This window comes from Candidatus Bathyarchaeia archaeon, assembly GCA_035935655.1.
Lineage (GTDB): Archaea > Thermoproteota > Bathyarchaeia > 40CM-2-53-6 > 40CM-2-53-6 > 40CM-2-53-6.
The window spans coordinates 30,893-51,319 of record DASYWW010000011.1; the positions used below are offsets into that span (position 1 = coordinate 30,893).

General features: G+C 51.6%; 23 protein-coding genes, 2 tRNA genes and 2 pseudogenes. 10 read left to right on the forward strand and 17 right to left on the reverse strand.

The window, feature by feature from the left end:
• Window positions 1-184, reverse strand: a tRNA-Leu gene (locus VGS11_00335).
• Window positions 185-333: 149 nt separating this feature from the next.
• On the opposite strand from VGS11_00335, the gene VGS11_00340 reads away from it, so the two are divergent.
• The 3 genes from VGS11_00340 (at window position 334) to VGS11_00350 (ending at window position 3,095) form a co-directional block, all read left to right on the forward strand.
• On the forward strand, window positions 334-954 hold the full coding sequence (locus VGS11_00340) for a hypothetical protein (protein HEV2118548.1): 621 nt from the start codon (window positions 334-336) through the stop codon (window positions 952-954).
• 167 nt (window positions 955-1,121) lie between these two features.
• On the forward strand, window positions 1,122-1,544 hold the full coding sequence (locus VGS11_00345) for a hypothetical protein (protein ID HEV2118549.1): 423 nt from the start codon (window positions 1,122-1,124) through the stop codon (window positions 1,542-1,544).
• Window positions 1,545-1,565: 21 nt separating this feature from the next.
• Window positions 1,566-3,095: a hypothetical protein gene (locus tag VGS11_00350; protein HEV2118550.1), complete on the forward strand. Its 1,530-nt coding sequence runs from the start codon at window positions 1,566-1,568 to the stop codon at window positions 3,093-3,095.
• A 6-nt stretch (window positions 3,096-3,101) separates the two neighbouring features.
• Here VGS11_00350 and rpsJ read toward each other — a convergent pair whose 3' ends face one another.
• Both rpsJ and tuf read right to left on the reverse strand, forming a co-directional pair.
• Window positions 3,102-3,410, reverse strand: a complete 309-nt coding sequence (gene rpsJ, locus VGS11_00355; GenBank protein HEV2118551.1) for a 30S ribosomal protein S10 — start codon at window positions 3,408-3,410, stop codon at window positions 3,102-3,104.
• Between the two features lie 249 nt (window positions 3,411-3,659).
• Window positions 3,660-4,961, reverse strand: a complete 1,302-nt coding sequence (gene tuf, locus VGS11_00360) for a translation elongation factor EF-1 subunit alpha (protein HEV2118552.1) — start codon at window positions 4,959-4,961, stop codon at window positions 3,660-3,662.
• Window positions 4,962-5,197: 236 nt separating this feature from the next.
• Between tuf and VGS11_00365 the strand changes: the two genes are divergently transcribed.
• On the forward strand, window positions 5,198-6,439 hold the full coding sequence (locus VGS11_00365) for a Glu/Leu/Phe/Val dehydrogenase (GenBank protein HEV2118553.1): 1,242 nt from the start codon (window positions 5,198-5,200) through the stop codon (window positions 6,437-6,439).
• 18 nt (window positions 6,440-6,457) lie between these two features.
• Here VGS11_00365 and VGS11_00370 read toward each other — a convergent pair whose 3' ends face one another.
• Window positions 6,458-6,913: a ferritin-like domain-containing protein gene (locus tag VGS11_00370; protein HEV2118554.1), complete on the reverse strand. Its 456-nt coding sequence runs from the start codon at window positions 6,911-6,913 to the stop codon at window positions 6,458-6,460.
• 151 nt (window positions 6,914-7,064) lie between these two features.
• Between VGS11_00370 and VGS11_00375 the strand changes: the two genes are divergently transcribed.
• Window positions 7,065-7,892: a UbiA family prenyltransferase gene (locus VGS11_00375; protein HEV2118555.1), complete on the forward strand. Its 828-nt coding sequence runs from the start codon at window positions 7,065-7,067 to the stop codon at window positions 7,890-7,892.
• On the opposite strand, the gene VGS11_00380 is transcribed toward VGS11_00375, so the two are convergent.
• From VGS11_00380 to VGS11_00435, 12 genes and pseudogenes are all read right to left on the reverse strand, one after another.
• Complete coding sequence (locus tag VGS11_00380) at window positions 7,848-9,167, reverse strand: hydroxymethylglutaryl-CoA reductase, degradative (GenBank protein HEV2118556.1); 1,320 nt, start codon at window positions 9,165-9,167, stop codon at window positions 7,848-7,850. The two genes, VGS11_00375 and VGS11_00380, sit on opposite strands and share 45 nt — an antisense overlap.
• 12 nt (window positions 9,168-9,179) lie before the next feature.
• The gene (gene idi / locus VGS11_00385; GenBank protein ID HEV2118557.1) at window positions 9,180-9,728 is read right to left on the reverse strand and encodes an isopentenyl-diphosphate Delta-isomerase; all 549 of its coding nucleotides are present in this window, start codon (window positions 9,726-9,728) and stop codon (window positions 9,180-9,182) included.
• Window positions 9,729-9,797: 69 nt separating this feature from the next.
• Complete coding sequence (gene mvk, locus VGS11_00390) at window positions 9,798-10,790, reverse strand: mevalonate kinase (protein HEV2118558.1); 993 nt, start codon at window positions 10,788-10,790, stop codon at window positions 9,798-9,800.
• A complete protein-coding gene (gene amrB / locus VGS11_00395; GenBank protein HEV2118559.1) occupies window positions 10,787-11,635 on the reverse strand; it encodes an AmmeMemoRadiSam system protein B in 849 nt (282 codons plus the stop codon). The genes mvk and amrB overlap by 4 nt, the downstream gene beginning before the upstream one ends.
• The gene (gene rpsB, locus VGS11_00400) at window positions 11,632-12,303 is read right to left on the reverse strand and encodes a 30S ribosomal protein S2 (GenBank protein ID HEV2118560.1); all 672 of its coding nucleotides are present in this window, start codon (window positions 12,301-12,303) and stop codon (window positions 11,632-11,634) included. Before rpsB ends, amrB begins: the two co-directional genes overlap by 4 nt.
• A 13-nt stretch (window positions 12,304-12,316) precedes the next feature.
• Window positions 12,317-12,541 (reverse strand): DNA-directed RNA polymerase subunit N, encoded by a 225-nt coding sequence (locus tag VGS11_00405; GenBank protein HEV2118561.1) that lies wholly within the window; start codon window positions 12,539-12,541, stop codon window positions 12,317-12,319.
• Window positions 12,542-12,548: 7 nt separating this feature from the next.
• Window positions 12,549-12,959: a 30S ribosomal protein S9 gene (locus VGS11_00410; GenBank protein ID HEV2118562.1), complete on the reverse strand. Its 411-nt coding sequence runs from the start codon at window positions 12,957-12,959 to the stop codon at window positions 12,549-12,551.
• Window positions 12,956-13,417 (reverse strand): 50S ribosomal protein L13, encoded by a 462-nt coding sequence (locus VGS11_00415; GenBank protein HEV2118563.1) that lies wholly within the window; start codon window positions 13,415-13,417, stop codon window positions 12,956-12,958. Before VGS11_00415 ends, VGS11_00410 begins: the two co-directional genes overlap by 4 nt.
• Complete coding sequence (locus VGS11_00420; protein ID HEV2118564.1) at window positions 13,414-14,049, reverse strand: DNA-directed RNA polymerase subunit D; 636 nt, start codon at window positions 14,047-14,049, stop codon at window positions 13,414-13,416. The genes VGS11_00415 and VGS11_00420 overlap by 4 nt, the downstream gene beginning before the upstream one ends.
• A gap of 148 nt (window positions 14,050-14,197) precedes the next feature.
• Window positions 14,198-14,737 (reverse strand): hypothetical protein, encoded by a 540-nt coding sequence (locus tag VGS11_00425; protein ID HEV2118565.1) that lies wholly within the window; start codon window positions 14,735-14,737, stop codon window positions 14,198-14,200.
• Window positions 14,738-14,970: 233 nt separating this feature from the next.
• A pseudogene (locus VGS11_00430) lies at window positions 14,971-15,474 on the reverse strand (30S ribosomal protein S4).
• 3 nt (window positions 15,475-15,477) lie between these two features.
• Window positions 15,478-15,978, reverse strand: coding sequence for a 30S ribosomal protein S13 (locus tag VGS11_00435; protein HEV2118566.1), 501 nt, complete (start codon window positions 15,976-15,978; stop codon window positions 15,478-15,480).
• 352 nt (window positions 15,979-16,330) lie between these two features.
• On the opposite strand from VGS11_00435, the gene speD reads away from it, so the two are divergent.
• The 3 genes and pseudogenes from speD to VGS11_00450 all read left to right on the forward strand — a co-directional run bounded on the left by speD (window position 16,331) and on the right by VGS11_00450 (window position 18,333).
• The gene (gene speD / locus VGS11_00440; protein HEV2118567.1) at window positions 16,331-16,753 is read left to right on the forward strand and encodes an adenosylmethionine decarboxylase; all 423 of its coding nucleotides are present in this window, start codon (window positions 16,331-16,333) and stop codon (window positions 16,751-16,753) included.
• A gap of 124 nt (window positions 16,754-16,877) precedes the next feature.
• Complete coding sequence (locus VGS11_00445; GenBank protein HEV2118568.1) at window positions 16,878-17,174, forward strand: 50S ribosomal protein L14e; 297 nt, start codon at window positions 16,878-16,880, stop codon at window positions 17,172-17,174.
• 116 nt (window positions 17,175-17,290) lie between these two features.
• A pseudogene (locus VGS11_00450) lies at window positions 17,291-18,333 on the forward strand (RNA-guided pseudouridylation complex pseudouridine synthase subunit Cbf5).
• 155 nt (window positions 18,334-18,488) lie between these two features.
• On the opposite strand, the gene VGS11_00455 reads toward VGS11_00450, so the two are convergent.
• A complete protein-coding gene (locus tag VGS11_00455; GenBank protein ID HEV2118569.1) occupies window positions 18,489-19,334 on the reverse strand; it encodes an AN1-type zinc finger domain-containing protein in 846 nt (281 codons plus the stop codon).
• 299 nt (window positions 19,335-19,633) lie between these two features.
• On the opposite strand from VGS11_00455, the gene VGS11_00460 reads away from it, so the two are divergent.
• Together VGS11_00460 and VGS11_00465 are read left to right on the forward strand one after the other, a co-directional pair.
• Window positions 19,634-19,762: transfer RNA gene (locus VGS11_00460), tRNA-Ser, on the forward strand.
• 226 nt (window positions 19,763-19,988) lie between these two features.
• On the forward strand, window positions 19,989-20,300 hold the full coding sequence (locus VGS11_00465; protein ID HEV2118570.1) for a hypothetical protein: 312 nt from the start codon (window positions 19,989-19,991) through the stop codon (window positions 20,298-20,300).
• Window positions 20,301-20,427: the final 127 nt, after the last annotated feature.

The following is a 20,427-nucleotide window of genomic DNA, read 5'->3' on the forward strand; positions in this document are numbered from 1 at the left end:
TGGTGCGGGGGGTGGGATTCGAACCCACGAAGGCCTACGCCACGGGATAGCACACCCGCGTTCTAGCTTAGACATCAATCGTATCGATGTCCTCACCGTATTGGGTCTTGAGTGTAGCGCGCGCGTGCTAGGCGCGACCCGCCCATCTGGTCAGATACCTTTGACCTGACTCTGGTACCCCCGCAGACGGAAACTCCTCATCAGCCTCCTCAAATATGCCTTAAGGCTCGCCGATCTCGACGAAAAAGTTGCAGATATCCGGGATGTTCCCTCGAGATTCGCGGGAAAGATATTATTGCTCGAACGAACCCTATCCAAGGCAAAAGTGTTGTCTTGATGTCTCAGACCCAGACCCGCAAGCAGAAGATTCTAGGAGATGTCAAGAGGAAACGCCGCCAGAGAGCAATTACCTCTCTTACCATCGCGGTTGCCCTAATTGCGATAATCATAGCGGCCGTGATCTTCCTTCGCCCAGCGCCAAGCGCCGTACCGCTCCCTGACTATCTAAGCCACTGTGTCGGAGGAGGCCTCTACCATTCGCACCCCAACTTGACGATTACGATAAACGGCGCCAACCTGCCGATACCCCTTAACACGTTCGATGCTTCTTGTGCACAACCCATCCATACTCATAACGAGCCTGGAGTACTTCACATCGAAACGGATCAAAATCGGGATTACACGTTGAGCGATTGGTTCCTACTCTGGGGTCATCATACGAACAATGCCAATTATGCGATCTTTAACTCAACCCAGATATTCACAAACAAGGTAGACGCTACGCATCACATCACAATGACAGTAAATGGGGTTAATGATACCAGCTACCAAAATCACCTGTTTCCTCGGAACGCTTCGCCAACAGGTGGGACTGGCGGGCAACAAAATACGCTCTGTGCTGCTCCGCAAGGTCAGCCGTGCGTCAAAGACAACATCGCAATAACTTACGGCTAGAAAAGAGACGTGGAAGGATTCAATGGGCACCTACCACGGCTTGTGACGAATTCGAGCTAGTCGGTAGTCCCCGAATTCTCTTCTTGAAGGTATTGTCGATGGCTCTATTACCGAGTCTCCGCTGGTTGATTCCAAGATTCGTGACATCAACTGGGTGAAGACCGTAGTTGAGAACTAGCGAGATGATAATCGTGGGACTTGCCGCGGCATTCCTAGCGACTGGCGGGGTCCTGGCGGTAGTGCTTACGCCTCCCTCATCCCCTTGCTCCGGGGTGTCAGGTGCAATTCGCTCCTTCACAATCATGATAGATTTGACTGGCTATAATGGGAGCGGATCACAAGGAGGGCCCTGGCCCGTTATTAGTGTTCAACGGTGCGATACCCTAGTTTTCAACGTGATCAATAATGATACCCAAGCTCACGGATTTGGAGTCGCGTCTTACTCCCCTGTTGGTTTGGAGCTTGTTGGGGGAAACCACCAGACGCTGAAATTTCAGGCAACCAAGACTGGACAATTTAGGATATATTGCACATACAGCCTGTGTACAGTTCACTACACGATGAATAATGGCCTTCTGAACGTAACCTAACTAGTGGCCGCCCGTGTTCTCATGAGACCAGCATATATCGTCGGACTCTTCACGATTCTCACAGTTCTCTCATTGCTCGGTCCCTCCTATGGCCAGCCTCCACGTGCCGCGGTGCCAACATTTGTTTTCCAGTCTAGCCCTCAGCATTACGTTACGCTTCTTCCCAAGCTCCCGAGCTCAAGCCCCAGCCCATGGATTGTTTACCCAACGAACACGACAATATGGGTTGCAGGCATAGCCACACCGCCCAAATCGCAGATCAGAGAGTTCTTTATCGACGGAACATCGAAAGGCGTCCTTAATCTAACAAATGCTATAGTCAACTCGATTCTCGCTGATCCATTGAATCCTTCAAGCAAAGTTTGGTTTACTGTGAACTCGACCTTGGCATTCTATGATACTAATGTTGGAATCCGGACAAATGCGATTACCTTTCAGGGCCAGAGTATCCAATATCTCGCTAATGATAGGCGAGGTCGAATCTGGATGTCGATGCTGAGCTCGTCCGGGACGAACAGTAGCATTGCGATGTACGATCCTAGTGGCCCTTCGAATCAGACATACCTGGTTCCAACCAGCGGCGCGCTAATTCAGGGGATCACTGTAAATGCTCAAGGGAATACTATATGGTTCGCCGAAGCCGGGTCCAAGAAAATAGGCCGTCTCATTCCAGAGGCTTTCCCGCCTGTAAGCGAGTATGCTCCTCCAGCATCTATCAACCTGTCTGCACCAATTCAGGTCGCGGTCGATGCTTCCGGCGGTGTCTGGTTTACCGATCATGGTAGCAACCAGTTTGGAGTACTCAATCCTGGGGCATCTCCTGCGACATCTACGTGGCGGGTGTTTCCGATTGGTTATTGTCCGGACAGCTGTGTCTACGGGCTACCGAACGCTGTTTTCGTGGACGCCAAGAACAGTATCTGGTTCTCGGAGCATATTGCCGGCAGGGTTGGTCACTACGACCCCTTGACAGGTGCTCTGACAGAATACGTGATCCCAAGCAGTTCCACTCCGCTCATGTGGTGGGCCATGCCTGGTCCAAACAACCTTGTCTGGTTTGTAGCATGGGGATTGGGTCAAATAGGATACGTGAACGCTAGCATACCTGTTCCATTCTCTCTCTCAGGTCCCTCATCCGATGTTGTTGTCCAGAGAGGAACCACTGCAAACGTTCCCGTCCAAGTCAACTCTCATGCCGCTATGACAATATTTTTTGGACTTTCTCCTGTGACCCAGGACCAACCGCTACAGTTCCCCGCTCAAATTTATGGGTCCTCGCCATCGAATCTAACGCTCAACAACAATTCCCACACGGTTAGCTTCGGCGTTTCCGCTGCCTGGAACGCTACACCAGGGCCTCGTTATGTTGCACTAACTGCTTCTAATGGCCAAGTCGCCGTTAACGCTCACGTAAGAATCATAATCGTCGAGGCCTCGGCGCCTTATGTCGCCTTGGGATTTTCCTCCGCAATCATCTTGGGAGGCTCCGCGATTTACTTGCGTAAGCTCAAGAAGCCCAAAGTTCAACCTGTGAAAAAGACTCGAAGATAATTCGTTTTAGAGCAGTTCTATCTCGATGAAAACGTCGTCCGGTGCTCTTATCCTCATGAGTCTCTTCAAGAATCGCTCGTTGGGATCTACGTCGATGAGGCGTTTGTGAATTCGCATTTCCCACTTGTCGAAAGTGTGCGTTCCTTGTCCTGCGGGCGATTTTCTTGATGGGACGATGAGTTTCTTGGTGGGCAGTGGTATCGGTCCTTTTAGTTTCACGCCTGTTTTGTCGGCGATGTCGCGGATTTCGGTGCAGATTGTGTTGATGTCCTGGGGGTCTGTGCTGGACAGGCGTATTCTAGCTTTGGAAACCAACCCAAGATACCTACATTCTCAACCTTTGTAGCGAAGGGTTAGGGCGGGTCCGGTGCGGTTAAAAACCTTGGTGTAAACTCACGTCCAACTTCAGTCGCGAGTTCGGGCGTTCTTACAACGACAAATACCTCATTGCATCGCACTATCACTGTTTTTGAACTGGATCCGAAGAAGGGTCCAACCAGACCGAAAATCTTCTAACGGTCAAAGAGGCCTAAGGTGCCTTCGGAGAAAAGCTGTGTAGTCGCGCTAGCCTTTCGTGATGATCTCTTTGACCACGCCGACCCCAACGGTGCTACCCATATCTCGGATAGCAAACCTTCCGAGTTCTGGAATATCCGAGAACGCTTCCAAGACCATGTTATGCAATGGTTTCATCTTTACTAAGGCGCTGTCCCCGACCTTTAGGAAGCTCGGCTTTTCCTCGACCACCTGGCCCGTTCGTGGGTCAATTTTCTTGATGAGTTCCTCGAACGTCACACCAACTGTGGCAGTGTGTGCATGCAACACTGGGGTATATCCTGCGGCGATGGCAGTCGGGTGGTAGATTATGATGATCTGTCCGATGAACTCTTTCGCGATCGTCGGTGGCTTGTCTGTGTGGCCCATGACTTCTCCCCGTCCGATCTCGTTCTTTGCGACTCCTCTGATGTTGAAGCCGATGTTGTCTCCTGGCTCAGCCTTTGGCATACGCACATGATGGGTCTCGATCGATTTTACCTCGCCCATCTTTCCGGAAGGATTGAAGATGACCTTGTCACCGTCTCTAACGACACCAGTTTCGACACGTCCCACTGGGACGGTTCCAACGCCGGTGATGGTATACACGTCCTGTATCGGAACGCGCAGAGGCTTGTCCAATGGCTTCGGTGGCGGTGTGAAATCGTTGAGGGCATCGAATACGGTGGTTCCCTTGTACCATGGAGTGTTTGTGCTCTTTTTCGAGAGGTTGTCGCCGAGCCATCCGCTGGTCGGGACGAACGGGATCTTTGTGATGTCAAAGCCTACAGTCTTGAGCAATCCTTCGAGCTCTTTCCGCGCCTCTTTGTATCGCTCCTCGGAATACTTGACAGTCTGATCGTCCATCTTGTTAATTGCCACGACCAAGTTCTTGACCCCGAGAGTTCTTGCGAGGTATGCGTGTTCTCTTGCTTGTCCGCCAGGTCCGACGGCGACCTCGAATTCACCTTTCTTAGCGGAAATGACGAGAATTGCGACGTCTGCCTGGCTTGCACCAGTGATCATATTCTTGATGAAGTCCCGGTGTCCGGGCGCGTCTATAATAGTGTAGAAATTCTTCGGCGTCTCGAACTTTTGGAAAGAGAGATCGATGGTAACTCCTCTCTCCCTCTCCTCTTTGATCGTGTCCAGGACCCAGGCGTACTTGAAAGTATCACCTGCACCTGTCTTTTCAGATTCCTTCGCGTATTGCTCAATAGTTTTCTGGTCAATGTATCCTGCGTCGAACAGAAGGTGACCTGTTAGCGTACTCTTTCCGTGGTCGACATGGCCCATTACTATCAGGTTGAGATGGGGTTTTCCGGACGACATTGTCTTAGTTCAAACTCCTTTCTCGAAACGGAGAGAGCAAACCCACCGTTTCTTTATAAAAAGGCTTGTCCAATGTTCCCAATCCTTTCTGCTCAAGAAAAAAACTGGAACCATGAATTTCCCTGAATTCTGAAGAAAGGTCTAAATGGGAAGTTTCTCGCCGCTTGTTCGATTCGAAGGCACACTGATTGCTAGAGACCACTTCTAAGCACGAAGCCGCCCCGTCGAGCCTCGGCATGCACAAAACCCAGTACGACATTGCCGTTGAACAGTTCCAGCGTGCGGCCGATCTGATGAAGCTTGATCAAAACGTTCAGGAGATTCTTCGAAAGCCTAGAAGAATTCTCAGCATAAACTTCCCCGTCAAAATGGACGATGGAAGAATTCTCCTTTACCAAGGATTCAGAAGCCAGCACAACAACGCGCTGGGACCCTACAAGGGCGGAATCCGATACCACCCTAACGTAACCATCGAAGAAGTAAAGGCGCTGTCCATGTGGATGACATGGAAGTGCGCGGTCGCAGGTATCCCATTCGGGGGCGCGAAGGGAGGCGTTACAGTTAATCCAAAACTCTTGTCCAAGCACGAACTCGAGAGGCTTTCAAGAACATTCTTTTCATTAATCAGCGAGATCGTGGGGCCGTTCCGAGACATACCTGCCCCTGATGTCTACACTGATTCTCAAACGATGGCCTGGTTCATGGATGAGTACAGCAAGACCGATCGGAATAACGCTAATGCGGTCGTGACCGGTAAGCCGATTATTATCGGAGGCTCTCTTGGAAGAGATTCAGCCACTGGAAAGGGCGTCGCTGTTACCATTGAGGAGGCGGCGAGACACCTCAAACTTGACCTGAAGAAAGCGACTTGTGCGATCCAAGGTTGGGGAAACGTAGGATCCTTCGCCCACATGTTCCTTGAAGAGGCCGGAGTCAAAGTCGTCGCAGTCTCAGACTCGAAAGGTGGAATTTTCAAGAAAACCGGTCTCTGGTTCAACGAAGTCGCAGCTTACAAGAAGAAGAATCCGAGCATGGCGAATCTGCCCGGGTCCGAGACCATTTCAAATGAAGAGCTACTCGAATTAGAAGTGGACATACTTGTTCCGGCAGCCCTGGAAGACGTTATCACCGAAAATAATGCTCGAAGCATAAAGGCAAAGCTAGTCGCTGAAGGCGCAAACGGACCAACTACGCCTGAAGCTGATGATATACTCTTCAAGAAAGGCGTCACGTTGATCCCGGACATTCTGGCGAACTCTGGCGGAGTGAGCACGAGCTATCTTGAATGGGTGCAGAATCTCCAGCATTTGTGGTGGACTGCTGAGGAAGTGGACCATCGTCTAACAGCGATAATGAAGAAGGCATTTGCCGAGGTTTGGAAGACCAGTCAGGAGCAGAACGTTGACATGAGGACCGGAGCGTACGTCTACGCTATCGGAAAGGTCCGGGACGCTATGCAGATCCGAGGCTGGGTCTAAACAACTTCTGCTACGACGTCAGTCCAGCAGCGCGGTGAGCTTTCGCTCTTCACGCGCCTCGTCAGCCATGGCATCCATCGCCATCTTGTGAGTGACCATGTCGGTATCTCGAGTCTTGCTGGCGAGTCGCTGGTAGAATTCGAGTGATGATCTTTCCAGTTTGAGGCTTTCCTTAATCATCGCTTTAAGGTCATTTCCCCTGCGCGGCGGCTCTGAATAGGAAAAGAAAGCCTTCTTTTCCCAGTCAACCGGCTTGGATACCGGTATTCCACCGAGCTGGATGATTCTCTCCATGAATCTTGAGGCATGGTCCCATTCTCCGTCAGCCATTTCCTTGAACAGCTTCGAAAGAGGAAGAGAACTTATTCCGCTGGCTATCTTGCTCAAGTACAGATATCGAAAAGCAGCCAAAGTCTCTCCGGCAAGAGCTTGGTTAAGATCATCGAGAAGCGTCGGTTCCTTCTTGACTGACAAGACTGGTCGAACAGTTGCATAGGCTCCGGGAGTCTTTTTAGCCTTATTCCAAACAGCCAAATGTTGTGGAAATCACAAAGCGGGAGCATGATCGAGGGACTGAACTCTGAACGCCTCTAGCCGTGCAACTTCGCCTCATTTGAACGCGTATTTGACTCTGATACGACCCCCCAATACCATAATGATCGGGCTTGCCGTAGTCATTGGTGAAGCGATAGGTATCGGCAGGCTCCCGGGCCTTCGAGAGGCCGTTTTCGGATTTCTGACCGCCTCCCTTATGATGGCGGGCACAATGGTGGCGAATGACATCTACGATATTGAAATTGACAAGGTGAACAGTCCGCAACGGCCAATCCCCTCCGGGATGGTAAAGACTAGAGAAGCTGCCGCATTGGCAGTAGTTCTCTCCGTGGGCGCGCTGGGGTTCTCCGCGCTACTCGGCGTATGGACATTTCTGACCGCGGTTCTCGCTCTTGCCCTGATGGCTTACTATAACACGAGGGGAAAGAAATCCGGATTGATAGGAAATGCTGTTGTCAGCTTCAACGTCGCCCTGCCTTTCTTCTATGGAGGGCTTGCGGTGAATTCGATCAGGCCTCTGCTCTTCATCTTTTCAGTTGTCGCGTTTCTCGCAAACTTTGGCCGAGAAATTGCCAAGGGAATATCCGACGTCAAAGGTGACAGCCTCCGCCAGGTCAGAACCCTAGCAGTGGTCAGGGGACCCGGGGCCGCGGCGTTCGCCTCTGCAGGATTATTTGTTGTCGCGGTCCTCCTCAGTTTCCTCTCGCCGTTTCTTGAGAAAATTTCCTGGCTATACTTTCCTCCAATCATAATCACTGATGCTGGCTTTCTGTATTCAGCTTACAGGTTGGTAGGCAATCAGACACCGGAGAACATTCGGAAAGTCAAGGGTCAAGTTCTGCTGTGGATGCTGTTAGGCCTTGTGGGCTTTCTTCTGGGCGGTGCCGCTCTCCTTTGACTTTGACATTTCCAACAAGATCTCTCTGCCCCTGTCAAGTCGGACTTTCCGCTCAGCGACCATCTTGTCCGCTACTAGATCTATTAGATCTCCTTGAGCTCCGGCCATAGCGGCAATATTTCTGGCGTGAAGAGACATATGTCCTTTCTGAATCCCCTCCGCTGCCAGGGCTCGTAGCGCAGCCATGTTCTGGGCCAAGCCCACGGAGGCCATGACCTCCCCTAGCCCGCGAGCTGTCTTCACGCCAAGAATTTTCAAGGATATCTTCGCCATGGGATGTACGGCGGTGACTCCGCCGATTATTCCGACGGCAGCGGGAATCTCGATTGCTCCGACGAGGTTTCCTTTGGAGTCTTTCTTCCAGGTTGTTAGAGGCGAGTAATGTCCAGATCTCGCTGCATATGAATGCGCCCCTGCCTCTATCGCCCGAGTGTCATTCCCGGTGGCGAGGCACACGGCGGTCACGCCGTTCATCACTCCCTTGTTATGCGTTGCACATCTGTACGGGTCGGCGGCAGCAAATGCGTACGCTTCCACAATCCCGTCAACGATGTCCTCGCCCCCCAGGGCTTCCTTGGAAACGATTGTTGTTGCCTTTGCGATTCTTCTGTCCGCAAGGTTTGAGATGATTCGCAGTCGGGCTTGACCCTTTGAGATTTTTTCAAGCATTGGTGCCACGGCTTCAGCCATAGTGTTGACGACATTGGCGCCCATGGCGTCGCGGCAGTCGACCAGGAGTTCTGCAATGACCAATGTTCCGACTTGGCTTGGTAGAATTCTAACGCGGAGGTCCTTTGCCCCTCCTCCCATCGACACTAGGGTCGGGTCCTGTTGGTTGGCTTTCTCAAGGATCTCCTTTCTTGCGGAGAGAATTGTCTTTTCAGCATCTTTCGGTGACGGACATTTCACGATCTGGATCTGACTGATCATTACAGGCTCTGTACTAGTCGCTGTGAAGCCGCCTGTTGGTCGTGCCATCTTGGCTGCGTTGCTTGCCGCTGCGACTACGGATGGCTCTTCTATTGCCATAGGTACGAGGTAGTCTTTGCCGTTTATCAGGAAGTTCGTAGCAATTCCTAGCGGAATAGGAAACACGCTGATGACGTTCTCGATCATTCTTTGAGCAGTTGCGCTCGGTATTGTTCCATTAGCTAGAGTCTGAGCCTCTTCAGAGGTTAGACCTGCGAACTCTCTGACAATTCTGAGTCTCTCCTCCAAAGGAAGCTTGTAGAATGAGGCATTTGTTGAGCTTCTTTTCAGAACAGACGTTTCCAAGTCTTCCACAATCTAGCTCTTCTTAACCCGGGCATCCGCAAGACCGGGGTATTCCTTTCTCAGTTTGTTAAACGCGATCGGAAACCAAGGGGTATATTTCGCCGGATTCTTGTCCAAGTCCTTCTGCAGCTCGGCGAGGGTAATCCACTTCCAATCGTCTACCTCTTCAGGATTCGGTTTGGGGTCTCTATCATATTGCCCGACGAAGACATGGTCAAACTCGTGTTCTGTCAAGCCGCTCTTCGGATCAGTCGCCTTGTACACAAAACTGAAAGTTTCCTTCAATGGAGCATCAAAGCCTAACTCTTGCTTCAACTTTCTATGAACAGCAGCCTCCAGCGTCTCGCCTTTTGTCGGATGGCTGCAACATGGGTTGCTCCAGAGGCTTTGAAAGTGATGCTTTGCCTTTGATCGGAGCTGGAGAAGAGCCTCGTTCTTGGAGTTGAAGATGAAGATGGAAAAGGCTCTATGCAGTTTCCCGCCATCACGATGAGCACTCAGTTTTTCTTCGTATCCGATCGGATTGTCTTTCTCATCGACTAGAACAATCATTTCAGGCATTTTCGTCCTCCATTAGGCGAGGTAGGAAACGCTCTTTTTCTGCCTTTCCGAACCGGAGACAATCAGGGACTAACCGACTCCTCCTAAGTCAAGAGAGACGTTGTAAATTGTTCCTCCTATCCTCCGCAAGCGCCTAGCAATATTCGATCGAGCTTTTTTGTCGTTGCATAGGACGATTATGCAACCGCCACCTCCTGCTCCCGTGAGTTTCGCTCCAAGAGCTCCAGCTTTCCTGGCGGTAACGACAAGTCTATCGAGCTTAAGAGTTGAGACGCCAATCTGGCGAAGCAATTCGTGGTTTCTATTCATCAAGGACCCCAGCTCGTCGTCATCCTCCTTGCCTAGAGTCTTGACCACGTCATTCGATATTGTAGTGATCTCGTCTAGATGTTTTTGAAACATTGCTGTTTGTTCTCGGGATCTCTTGACTACCGACCCTACCAAGGCCTTGGTGGACCTGTGGACGCCTGAGTCGCAAACAAGAATCAATGGCGGGCGCTTGACGTTGACAGCTTTGATCTTCGAAGGCTTTCTGAACTCGATAATTCCTCCATAAGTGCAAGTTGCCTGGTCTACCCCCGAGGGATGACCATGAAGATAGTTCTCTGGAATGAAAGCAAGCTCGAAAATTTCTCGCCGGTCGAGGCGCCTGCCTCTTGATTTCGCTACTGCAGAGATGGTTGCAACTGTAGTAGAGGCAGACGACCCCAGGCCCGCGCCGATCGGAATCTGACAGTCTGCATCTATGTGGACACTTCTGTCTTTCGCCACCAAGTGGTCGAGCGTCGCACTCGCTGCCAGGCGCAGCGGTTCTAGAAGCTCTTGATTCTCCGCAACCGATGACCTACTGCCAGCGTCCCCGACTAAATGAAGTGGGATGTCAGCGTTTACTTCAATCTGGCCATTCTGAGAGGGCCGCACCTCTATTTTTGAGTAAAGATCGACAGCCATGGCAACGGCAGGAGCGCCGAGGACAACGAACTGTTCTCCCGTCAGGATAATCTTTCCAGGCGCGCTGGACGAAACGGTCGCTCGTGAAATCGATGGCGAGGATGAGCTCACTTCGTAAATGCGATCGCCGCGTAACCGACTACTGAACGCTTGTCCCCAGCCGTGTCTCCACTCGTCTGGTATGATAGCAACTTGACGTGCCTCGCGCCCAAAATCTTTGAGGCGTGGATGACTGCGGTGACAGGGCCGTATCCACAGGCTGAGACTTGGTTTTCTTCGATCGTGTCATGGAATTTTCTCTCCTCCATTTCGAGCACAGTTTGGATCGCTTCCATGTCTTTTTTTTTCGCCGATTCTTGGGATTCGTAGTGGGTCCAGTCGGATGAAGCGATAAGCATCGCTCCCGTTCCCGCTGACGCTTTCGCGATTGCGTCGCCTATCTCTATGCTCGTCTCGAGATCTTGGAGCATCATGCAGATCGGTACGAATTGGAACCGTCTAGGGTAGATGAATTGTAGGAAGGGAAGTTGGACCTCTATCGAGTGCTCCCTTTTGTGTGCTTCCTCTTCCACATCGACTAAGCCAGAAAATTTCGTGATTGAGGAAGCCAATGATTTGTCTAAGGGAACGTCACCAAGCGGGGTTGCCCATTGCCCATCCGTCATTGTTGAGACACCGCTTCCATAACCAGTATGATTTGGTCCTACGATTATCACCGACTCTCTCAGTCCTGACGAGGCTAATTGGTAGTAGCTGTTCGCAGCGACTGGCCCGGAATAATCGTATCCTGCATGAGGCACAACTATTGCCACGAGCTGATCGTCATGTGTTCCGGGAACGGATGGGACCGATCTTGGTCCGAGAGGATGCAAGAAGCAGTTGTGAATCTGGGTTCGAAGCGCGCCTTCGGTGTCAGAATAGAAAGTGCCTGCGTGTGCGGGCGGGCGTGTTCTCACGCCTCTCCAGCTCGTCCCATCGGCATGGCGGCAAGCTTCGTTTCAAAATCGTCCACCGTCTGTGGAATTGTTCCGTCTGCTGGGAGCTCTCCTCTTTCTCGAAGCACCTGTCTAGCGAGGAGCCAGTAGACGACAGCCAACGCCCTCCTTCCCTTGTTGTTTACAGGAATCACGAAATCAACACCAGCAAAAACGTTGTCGGTGTCGCATAGGGCAATGACGGGGACACCTACAGAAGTAGCCTCCTTGATTGCTTGCCAATCGGCTCTTGGATCGGTTACCAGAATGACTTGCGGTTCTGCATGGTGGGGTTGGAGAGGATTGGATATTAGTCCTGGCATGAATCTGCCAACTATTGGAACCGTCCTCGTGACCTCTGCGAACTTTTCCACAGGGGTCTTACCGTAGAGTCGGGATGACACGGCCAGCACTCTGCCAGGGTCGAATCGGCCCATGAATCGGGCGGCGATCCTGATCTTCTCGTTGGTATCGCCGATGTTGAGAATGAATAGCCCATCGGGGCGAACTCGGAAAATGTACCTTTCCATATCCACAGTCTTGATTCGTGTGCCAATGTGGAGGCCAGCGGCTAAGAGTTCTTCGAGAGATAGGAGGAGGTTTTCCGCTCTCGGTATTGCTTCTCTATCCTCGATGTCTTGGCTTTCCAACATGGTTCCTCGTCTAGATAATCTCTGCTCGTTTCTTGGCGGAGACTTGGGGGTACTTTAGGAACTCGTCGATAATTTCGACGTGCGTTATGAGCATTCTTCGACAGCAGTATCTTCGAATTCCCAGCTCGTCAAGTACCTTGATGGGTCGGTCCCCAGCTCTAACGCGCAGGCTGAACGTTTCCCACTTGTCAGCTATCAGCTTGCCGCAAGTGAAGCATCTTACCGGGATGATCATTTCATTCTTACCTGTACGATTTCTGTTTTCTTCGTCGTGCGCTTGGCCCGCCGAATTTCTTGGGTTCTGTTACTCGTTGATCCCCAGCTAACATCACTCTGTCGAAGGCGATGAAGTTCTTTCTTAGCTCGCTGCTCTTGGTCCATGTGGCAAGTGATCTTGCGATCGCGATTCTGGCCGCTTCGGCTTGGCCCATGAAACCTCCGCCATTAACGGATACGCGGATGTCCACTCCTCTGGCTCGGTCCCCAGCGATGATCAATGGCTCTAGGATCTTCATACGGACGACCTCGGGACTAACGTAGTCGAGTGAATGATCGTTAAAGTAGATTCGACCTTTTCCAGGTTTCACGACAGCGCGGGCGATTGCGGTCTTTCGCTTTCCCGTTTCGAGAACAGGTTTCTTTTTCTCACTCAGGCGGGAATGCCCCCAATCTCTTCGGCTAGCTGAGCAACGGTGATGAAGGGAACTCTGAGCTTGGACGCGTTCGCGTGAGACACAGTGTTGTAGGTTTTTCCCTCGTATTCTTTTGGAACGCCGATGTAGACGATGATTCTGTGAAATGCGTCTTTTCCGTGAGTCTTCTTCCAGGGGAGCATTCCCCTGATGACCCTCCGGACATAGTTGTCAGGTCTTCTGGGATGAGTTGGGGCTTTTTCCTGGTTGCCAAGAGTTCGGGTTTTCAATTTCGTCTTCGCTCGAGCGACAACTCTTGCTCTTGTCCCGGAGATAATAGCGCGTTCAGCGTTGAGCACGACCATCTTCTTCCCTTCGAGGGCTTGCTTCGCGACATAACTCGCCATTCTTCCTAGGATCAGATTTGACGCGTCAACGACCTCTTCTTCCGGTGAGAGAGACGCAACTAGTTTCTTCAACTTTCCATCATTCCTCCAAGTCCTTCTCCGAAGCCGAGAGATTTCGCGTTGATAATCCGTGCGGCCTCAAGGACAATCTTTTCGGGAGGCATAGTCCCAGTCGACTCGACTAGGAACGTGAAGGTCCGGGCCTTCTCGTCATAGCTGTAGGTAGCGGCTGAGACAGATTGCCATTTCGCGTGAACGTTTCCTCTGCCAAGTCGAGCATATGCTTCGAGCTTGATCCTCTGGCCCTGTGTGAGTTTCACGATCGGAATCTTATCTGAGACCGGCTTGACTTCCGGGTTCTCAGGTTTGAGTTGCGAAGAATATACAACCTCAATTGGTTCAGATGCTTCTATCTCCATCGAGAATGATGCTCGGCATTTCTCGCAGCCCAACTCGCTCTTGCAGGTGCATTCCTCGGGCAAGTTGTAAGACCCATCGGTTGTGACGGGGACGAGTCCTAGTCGGTGCGCGAGAATCTCATCGTACATGACGGAGTTGTTTTCTAGAATCATGACATCATCGATTGCCATCACCGGGATCTCCGAGATCATTATCCGGCGCAGCGCGTTAGCGAACGCAGGTGATACATCCGAAAGCACGAAGCGGAGAGTCTCTTGTTCTTTGCTTAGGAGTTTGATGTCCATCTAGCTATCATGCTTCCAAGGTGAAGGTGTCCCGGGCAAGCGGTCCGGACTTTATTTAAAGCTGACGAGAAAATGAGCCCGAAAAACCGGAAAGACCACGAAAAAGCTCCGACTGGAGCCTTCGCGGCACAGGTTGGCCTTCTAGTCTCTAGATGGAGAAGAAGAGGATTCCGAAGTATATGTTGACCAGGCCGATCGCGATAGCGATCGGTGGGAAGGCCAGCACTGAGCCTATGAAGTCAAAGAGGTCTTCAACGAACCTGAGCAATGTGTAGATTGCGAGAGTTGCGATAAGGAAGACGATCACGAGAACAGTGGAGCTCGTGAATAAGGATGGTACGAGCGTTCTTAGAAAATACGATATGAGCAACCCTAGGGCGAGGGAGATGATGGAAGCCCAGCGAACGTTTCGAATGGGGCGTGATATGAGTAAGATCCCGAGAAGGATCATGGCTGGCAAGAAATACTTCAGGTAGGGGGAACTCGTCGCCGCTATCGCGTCAGAAATTGCACCTGAAAGAAAGTTGAACCCTAGGGCGTAGTCTACCGAGACTATCAGCACGACTATGCCGACAAGGAACCCGAGTACGGTCAATGCGCGTCCGAGCGATTGTGAGACGCGTTTGAAGAGAGGTGCGCAGGCGCACAAGCCTCCCGCAACTAGAATTGCGCCCGCTGAGAGGACCATACAGTGTCTAGGTGTCGGGTTGGCACGTGTTAGGTTTAAGTGGCTTGTTACTTTTTCTCGGGTTCCGGCTCAGCCGCGAGCTCTTCGTCCGGCTCGACCAGTTCGAGAGGTTGCTCCGCCTGAACCTCTTCCTTGATCTCTGGCGAAACCACCGGGATCACTGGCATTGTCGGTGCTGCCGCAACCGGGGCCTCTTCTATAACTCTAGCAAGCCTCTTACCTCCAGGTGCGGCGCGAGCGGGGTGCTGCGAATTTGTTAGTGGGCTTCTCTGGTCGAAGGCGATTCTTGATTCTTCGTCGCGCTTGACAAGGTAGCTTGGCACTGACACGATCTCGTTTGCGATGCTAATGTGTCCGTGGCTGACAAACTGGCGTGCCTGGTGAATACTTTTTGCCAGTCCGGACCGGAATACGATTGTCTGCAGGCGTCTCTCCATCAGGTCCTTGACGTTGAGATCGAGAATGTTGTCAACGCTAGCAGATTCGGGCAGGATTCCGAGTCGTGCGAGACGCTTGAGGTATGGACTCTCAATCTGGGACTTCTGTTCTTCTGCGGCACCGAGGAGAGTTCTTGCGATGCCGCGGATCTTCGATAGCATCGTCTCATGACGTCTAAGCTCCCGCTTGTTTCTGAGGCCATACTCCCCAAGGAGATGGAGCTCCGCTTCAAGCTGCTCCTTCCGCCAAGGATGACGAGGAGTCTCGTATGTCTTTCGCGGCTTTCTAGGGTCCCCCAAGCACTATTCCTTCTTCTCTTCCTTTTTCCCCGAAGCCGCAGCACGTGCTGCTTCCATGAGTACCTTCTTCTTGACTCCCACAGCTTTTCCTGAACGGCCAGTGGTTCTTGTTCGCTGGCCTCTCACTTTGAGACCCAAAGAGTGTCTGATTCCTTTCCAGCTCTTGATATCCTTCATCAGATCGATGTCCGCCTTGTTCCTGAGCGCGAGATCCGGCCCGACAAGGTGCATGTCTCGTCCACTTTCGATATCCTTTCTGCGGTTGAACAATCGTGAGGGTATTCCGTGCTTTGCAGGATCCTTGATGATGTCCTCTAGCTTTGCAATTTCCGACTCGGAGAGACTTCCTATCCTCGCCTCAGGGCTGATCCGGGCTACTTTCACGACAGCTTGGGCGAAGTTTGGCCCAACTCCTCGTATCCGGCTCAGTCCGAACGGCACCTTCTTGGTTCCATCCACATCCGCTCCAAGGACGCGAAGGATGAGCCTAAACTCTCTCGACATGGCACTTACACGAGGAAGAGGAAGCCTACCTCATCGCTTAATTTAACGTTTCGACTTTGCGATAGCTTTGCGCCTCACGAAACAAGCACTTAGCAGGTTTGTGTCTTTTCCATTTTTAGATCTCGTCGGCTCATCTCGGTCGCTCAATTCTAACTCTGAGTTTTGGTTGCAAACTTTTTTCTCCGGTGAAAAAGTTCGTCCAACGAAATTTTTCTACGACAGCGGATTTTTTTCTCACCGGAAAAATTTACCGACGAACTCGGGTGATGTGTAAACAATTCTTAAATACGCCACGCGCCTTGTTGGCCATTCATCCGAAAAAAATTCGCAAAAAGAGAAATCAACTCCAGAAATGTTCGGACCCCATCTTACACTGGATTTGTCGGAGTGTAATCCTGAAAAGCTCTCCGACCTTTCTTACATTTACAATCTCCTAGATGACCTACCGGATGTTATCGACATGCACAAGATCACAGCGCCATACGTGTTCGTATACAAACCGAAAGGAAATCCCACCGAGTGGGGCATCAGTGGCTTTGTGATCATCGCCGAGAGCCACATCAGCATTCACACTTTCCCAGACAACAAGCACGCTTTCATGGATATTTTCAGCTGCAAACAATTCGACATTCACAAGGCCGTCAACTATATCACATCAAAGCTTGAGGCTCACAAAGCTGACAAGAGACTCTCGGGAAGAGGAAAGGAGTATCCGCGGCAGGTTATGGCCGCAAGAGAGATAGTCGCAAGATCGCGTCCAACGCTCAAGCACTAGACAGATTCCGGAACAAATTTTTCGATAGAACATGATTTGGCTCGGCACTAGAGAGTGCGCACAACGACGAAACCTTAAATGACGTATTCTATCGGCGCTTGACGAAGCCCCCAGAAGTGAGACTGTGCCAACAATCGAAGTCGGACGTGTCTGCGTCAAACTCAATGGAAGAGAGGCCGGCCGCAAATGCGTCATAGTCGATGTCATCGACAAGAACTTTGTTCTGATAACTGGGCCCAAGAAGGTTAACGGTGTCCGTCGCCGTCGAACCAACGTTAAACATGTAGAGCCGACCGCGGAGACTATCGAGATCAAGAAGGGCGCAGCTGACGAGGATGTCGCCAAAGTGGCCGAAAAGGCGAAAAAGACAAACTACCTGAAGGAAATAGTTACTATCAAAGAAATCAGCGTAGCCGCGTAGCCCCAACCCCATCCTTAGATCGCCCGATCCCGACGTTACTTGTCGCAACAGACCGGTGCTGACTATGATAGTTTAAGAACCAGAAACCGCCCCTTGTCTGGTGGAGAAAAAATCGGTTGGCGCAACAGGCTCCCTGGAATAGGTCGCTGAAACTGCTCGTCAAAATCGATGATGAGACAGATCCTGCTTTAGGTTGTCCGCCAGAGAAAAGGACGATTGAGCAGCACATTCGGTTCGGCTTGATCAACCTGGACAAACCCTCAGGTCCATCAAGCCACGAAGTCGTCGCTTGGGTCAAACGTCTCCTGCGGTTGCATCACGCTGGCCACGGCGGAACTCTAGAGGTCCTCCTTAGGACCGGAGTAATCCAATGGTCACGGGTGTTCTGCCGCTAGCTCTAGAAGACGCTACCAAGACGATTCAGGCATTCCTTCTGACCGGGAAGGAGTATGTCTGCGTCATGACCCTACACGGCGACGTTGACCAGACCAAAATCCGCGGAGTATTGAACGAGTTTGTTGGCGACATATTCCAGAAACCGCCTGTGAGGGCCGCGGTCAAGAGAGAAGTCCGGAAAAGAACAATCTACTCTATTGATGATGTGGAGATTGACGGAAGACAAGTTCTCTTCCGAGTTGCTTGCCAAGCTGGAACCTACATCCGTAAACTGGTCTACGATGTCGGGGAGGTTCTCGAAGTAGGCGCACACATGCGAGAACTCCGAAGAACACGATCCGGATCCTTCACGGAACAGGACATTCACTCGCTATATGATGTCCTCAAACTTTCTCAGGCTTCTCCTGACGACAGAGAAGGGATGGTCCGGCAGATCGTGAGACCAATGGAGGCAGCGTTCGACTATGTTCCACGAATCTACATTCGCGACTCTGCGGTCAGCTCGATATGTCACGGTGCTGACCTCGCTGTTCCCGGAATTGTCAAGCTGAGCGAAGGAATCCGTCCTAAGACTTCGATCGCGCTTTTCACGCTCAAAGGAGAACTCGTTGCATTGTCAAGAGCGCTCATGGGTACGGAGCAGATGATGAAGGACGAACGTGGACTCGCTGCGAAGACCGTGAGGGTGATCATGCCGACTGAGACGTATCCCAAGCTCTGGAAACCGAAGCATAGTCGTGTCGTGGTAAGCCAGTTCAATTGACAAGTGCGAGCACGAATAAGGTTAGCTTCGTCTGCAATTGTGGAGACGAGATTACGGTCGAGGTTATTCCGGATCAGGAGAATGAGGTTGTGTGCTCAAAGTGTGGCCAAGAGTATCGGTTCTTCGGACAGAGTGCTCTGAGATGGGGTAGCAGCTCAGGCGAAGAATAGTACGGAAATAGCGACTAGTGCCCAGAGCGGGATTGCGACAGCCGCCCAGATCTTGCGGTCCCATGTGAAGACCTTCTGTCCATCCAGGATGAAGAAGGGGATCATGTTGAACGCTCCAAGCCAGATGTTGATCTGCGCCCCCGTTCTAAGGAAATGAAAACTATGGCCGATCACCAGGTCCCCAAAGCCGAAAGCAGTGGAGGCCGCGAGAGCGATGCCGAAGATCGCGGCGGCTGCTATGTTGGCCATTGGCCCAACGAGCGAGATTACTCCGTTGGCCTTTCGATCGATTCCTTCGCCGAAATAGCTGGAGCGTGAGGCGATGTATACGGCTCCGGGGGCTGCGAAGATGAAGGTGCCCTGGGAGATAACTGCGAACAGTAGAGCCATGATTGCGCCTACAGTCCAGAGTTTGAATTCTGCCCAGCATCCATAGCGTTGGGCGCTGAACTTGTGAGCCAGCTCGTGCCCGAGGAATCCTGTTCCGATCACTAGGAGTGTTAACAGGAAGACTTCCAGTACTTCCAGTGGTCTTAGGCCGCTGAACACGTATCTCATTGAGAAGCTGAGACCTAGAACTAAGAGAGCTGCGCCGAGAGCATAGAGTTCCCGGCTTGAGATTGATGATAGCTTTGGCGCTCTGATAAGTCTCAGGTTTGCCCCGGTTGAGCGGCGTTCGACTCGAATGATTGGTTTTGGCGCCCTGGCCTGGTTGATATTGGGGCATTCGTGATTTTCAGGGAGTCGATGGTACACGCAATGTGTCCGGCCACAGTATCTGCACACATAGGGGATGAATTCTTCCGCCCCGCAGACGGCGCAGCGTTCCATGACTGTCCAGTGATTGTCTGCTTGCCCACTTAAAATCGTGCCTGCAAGAGGAAATACCTGGTAGTAACTACCCTATGTATTAGCTGGTTACGCGAGACTTAGAATCGCATCTCACGACTTGGCCGATTCAAGGGTGGCGTCCCCCGGATGCGGACACTGCCATTCGCCCGTTAAGGGTTGACGGCTGGCCCGCACCCACCGCCACTCTATTTCCTACTTCTCGAACGACTAATCTCTCGCATGTCTTCTTCTATCTGTCCAAAGGGGAAAATAGTCCCAGTGTCAAAGGGCAAGACTGGGCCGGGATTCCTGAGCCTGGTACAGGGCAGTCCACATCGAGAAACGTGGGCCTAGGCCTGGAAAAATAGGCTCCTGTCAGCCTGTGGTCCTTACGGGCCGCGTGGGTTCAAATCCCACTCCCGGCGCCAATCTAACAGTCAGGGCGAGCCAAGTCCTATGGTCAGTTTGTTGCATGCCTGTTTCGGCTCGGATCTTCGTGCTACTCTCTTTTGAATATACTTGTTGAGAGGATTCATTTCCTAGGCTTTCTGGGAAATGTCGGATGCTCCTTATGATGTTGAGAAAGATCCGTATCCATTGATAAGTGGCGTCAGTCCGAGAGGCATAGTATGATCGACGCGTTGAGGGAGATGATTGACGAAGCTACAAGAATGGCGAAATCCAAGCGCGCTCCGGCTGGCGAAGAGGATTAGGTGGACCCGTCGGGCAGGTCAGCTGATCTGGTACAAGGACGCGATTCTGAGAAGTATCAGCCTTGAGTCCATGGAGAATGAAATGTTCGTCATAAAGAAAGAAGTCTTCGAAAAGAAACCGGAACAAAAACCTCCGCCCGGCTACATGTACCAACCTTCGCTGAGCCCGCCAAGAGATCGGAGACCTAAGACCAAGAACAAAATCCGCAACTTTCGGGCTTACCAGCCGAGACAAGCTGATAAACAGCCCTGATCTCGATTTCAAGCAGGCGATTTTCAGAACGTACAATTCCACGCTTATCCCTAGGGGATTCCACGGGGATCAAGAAACCCTGGACAAGCCGATGACGAACCCCTCTCGAAAAACCAGCCCAGAATCC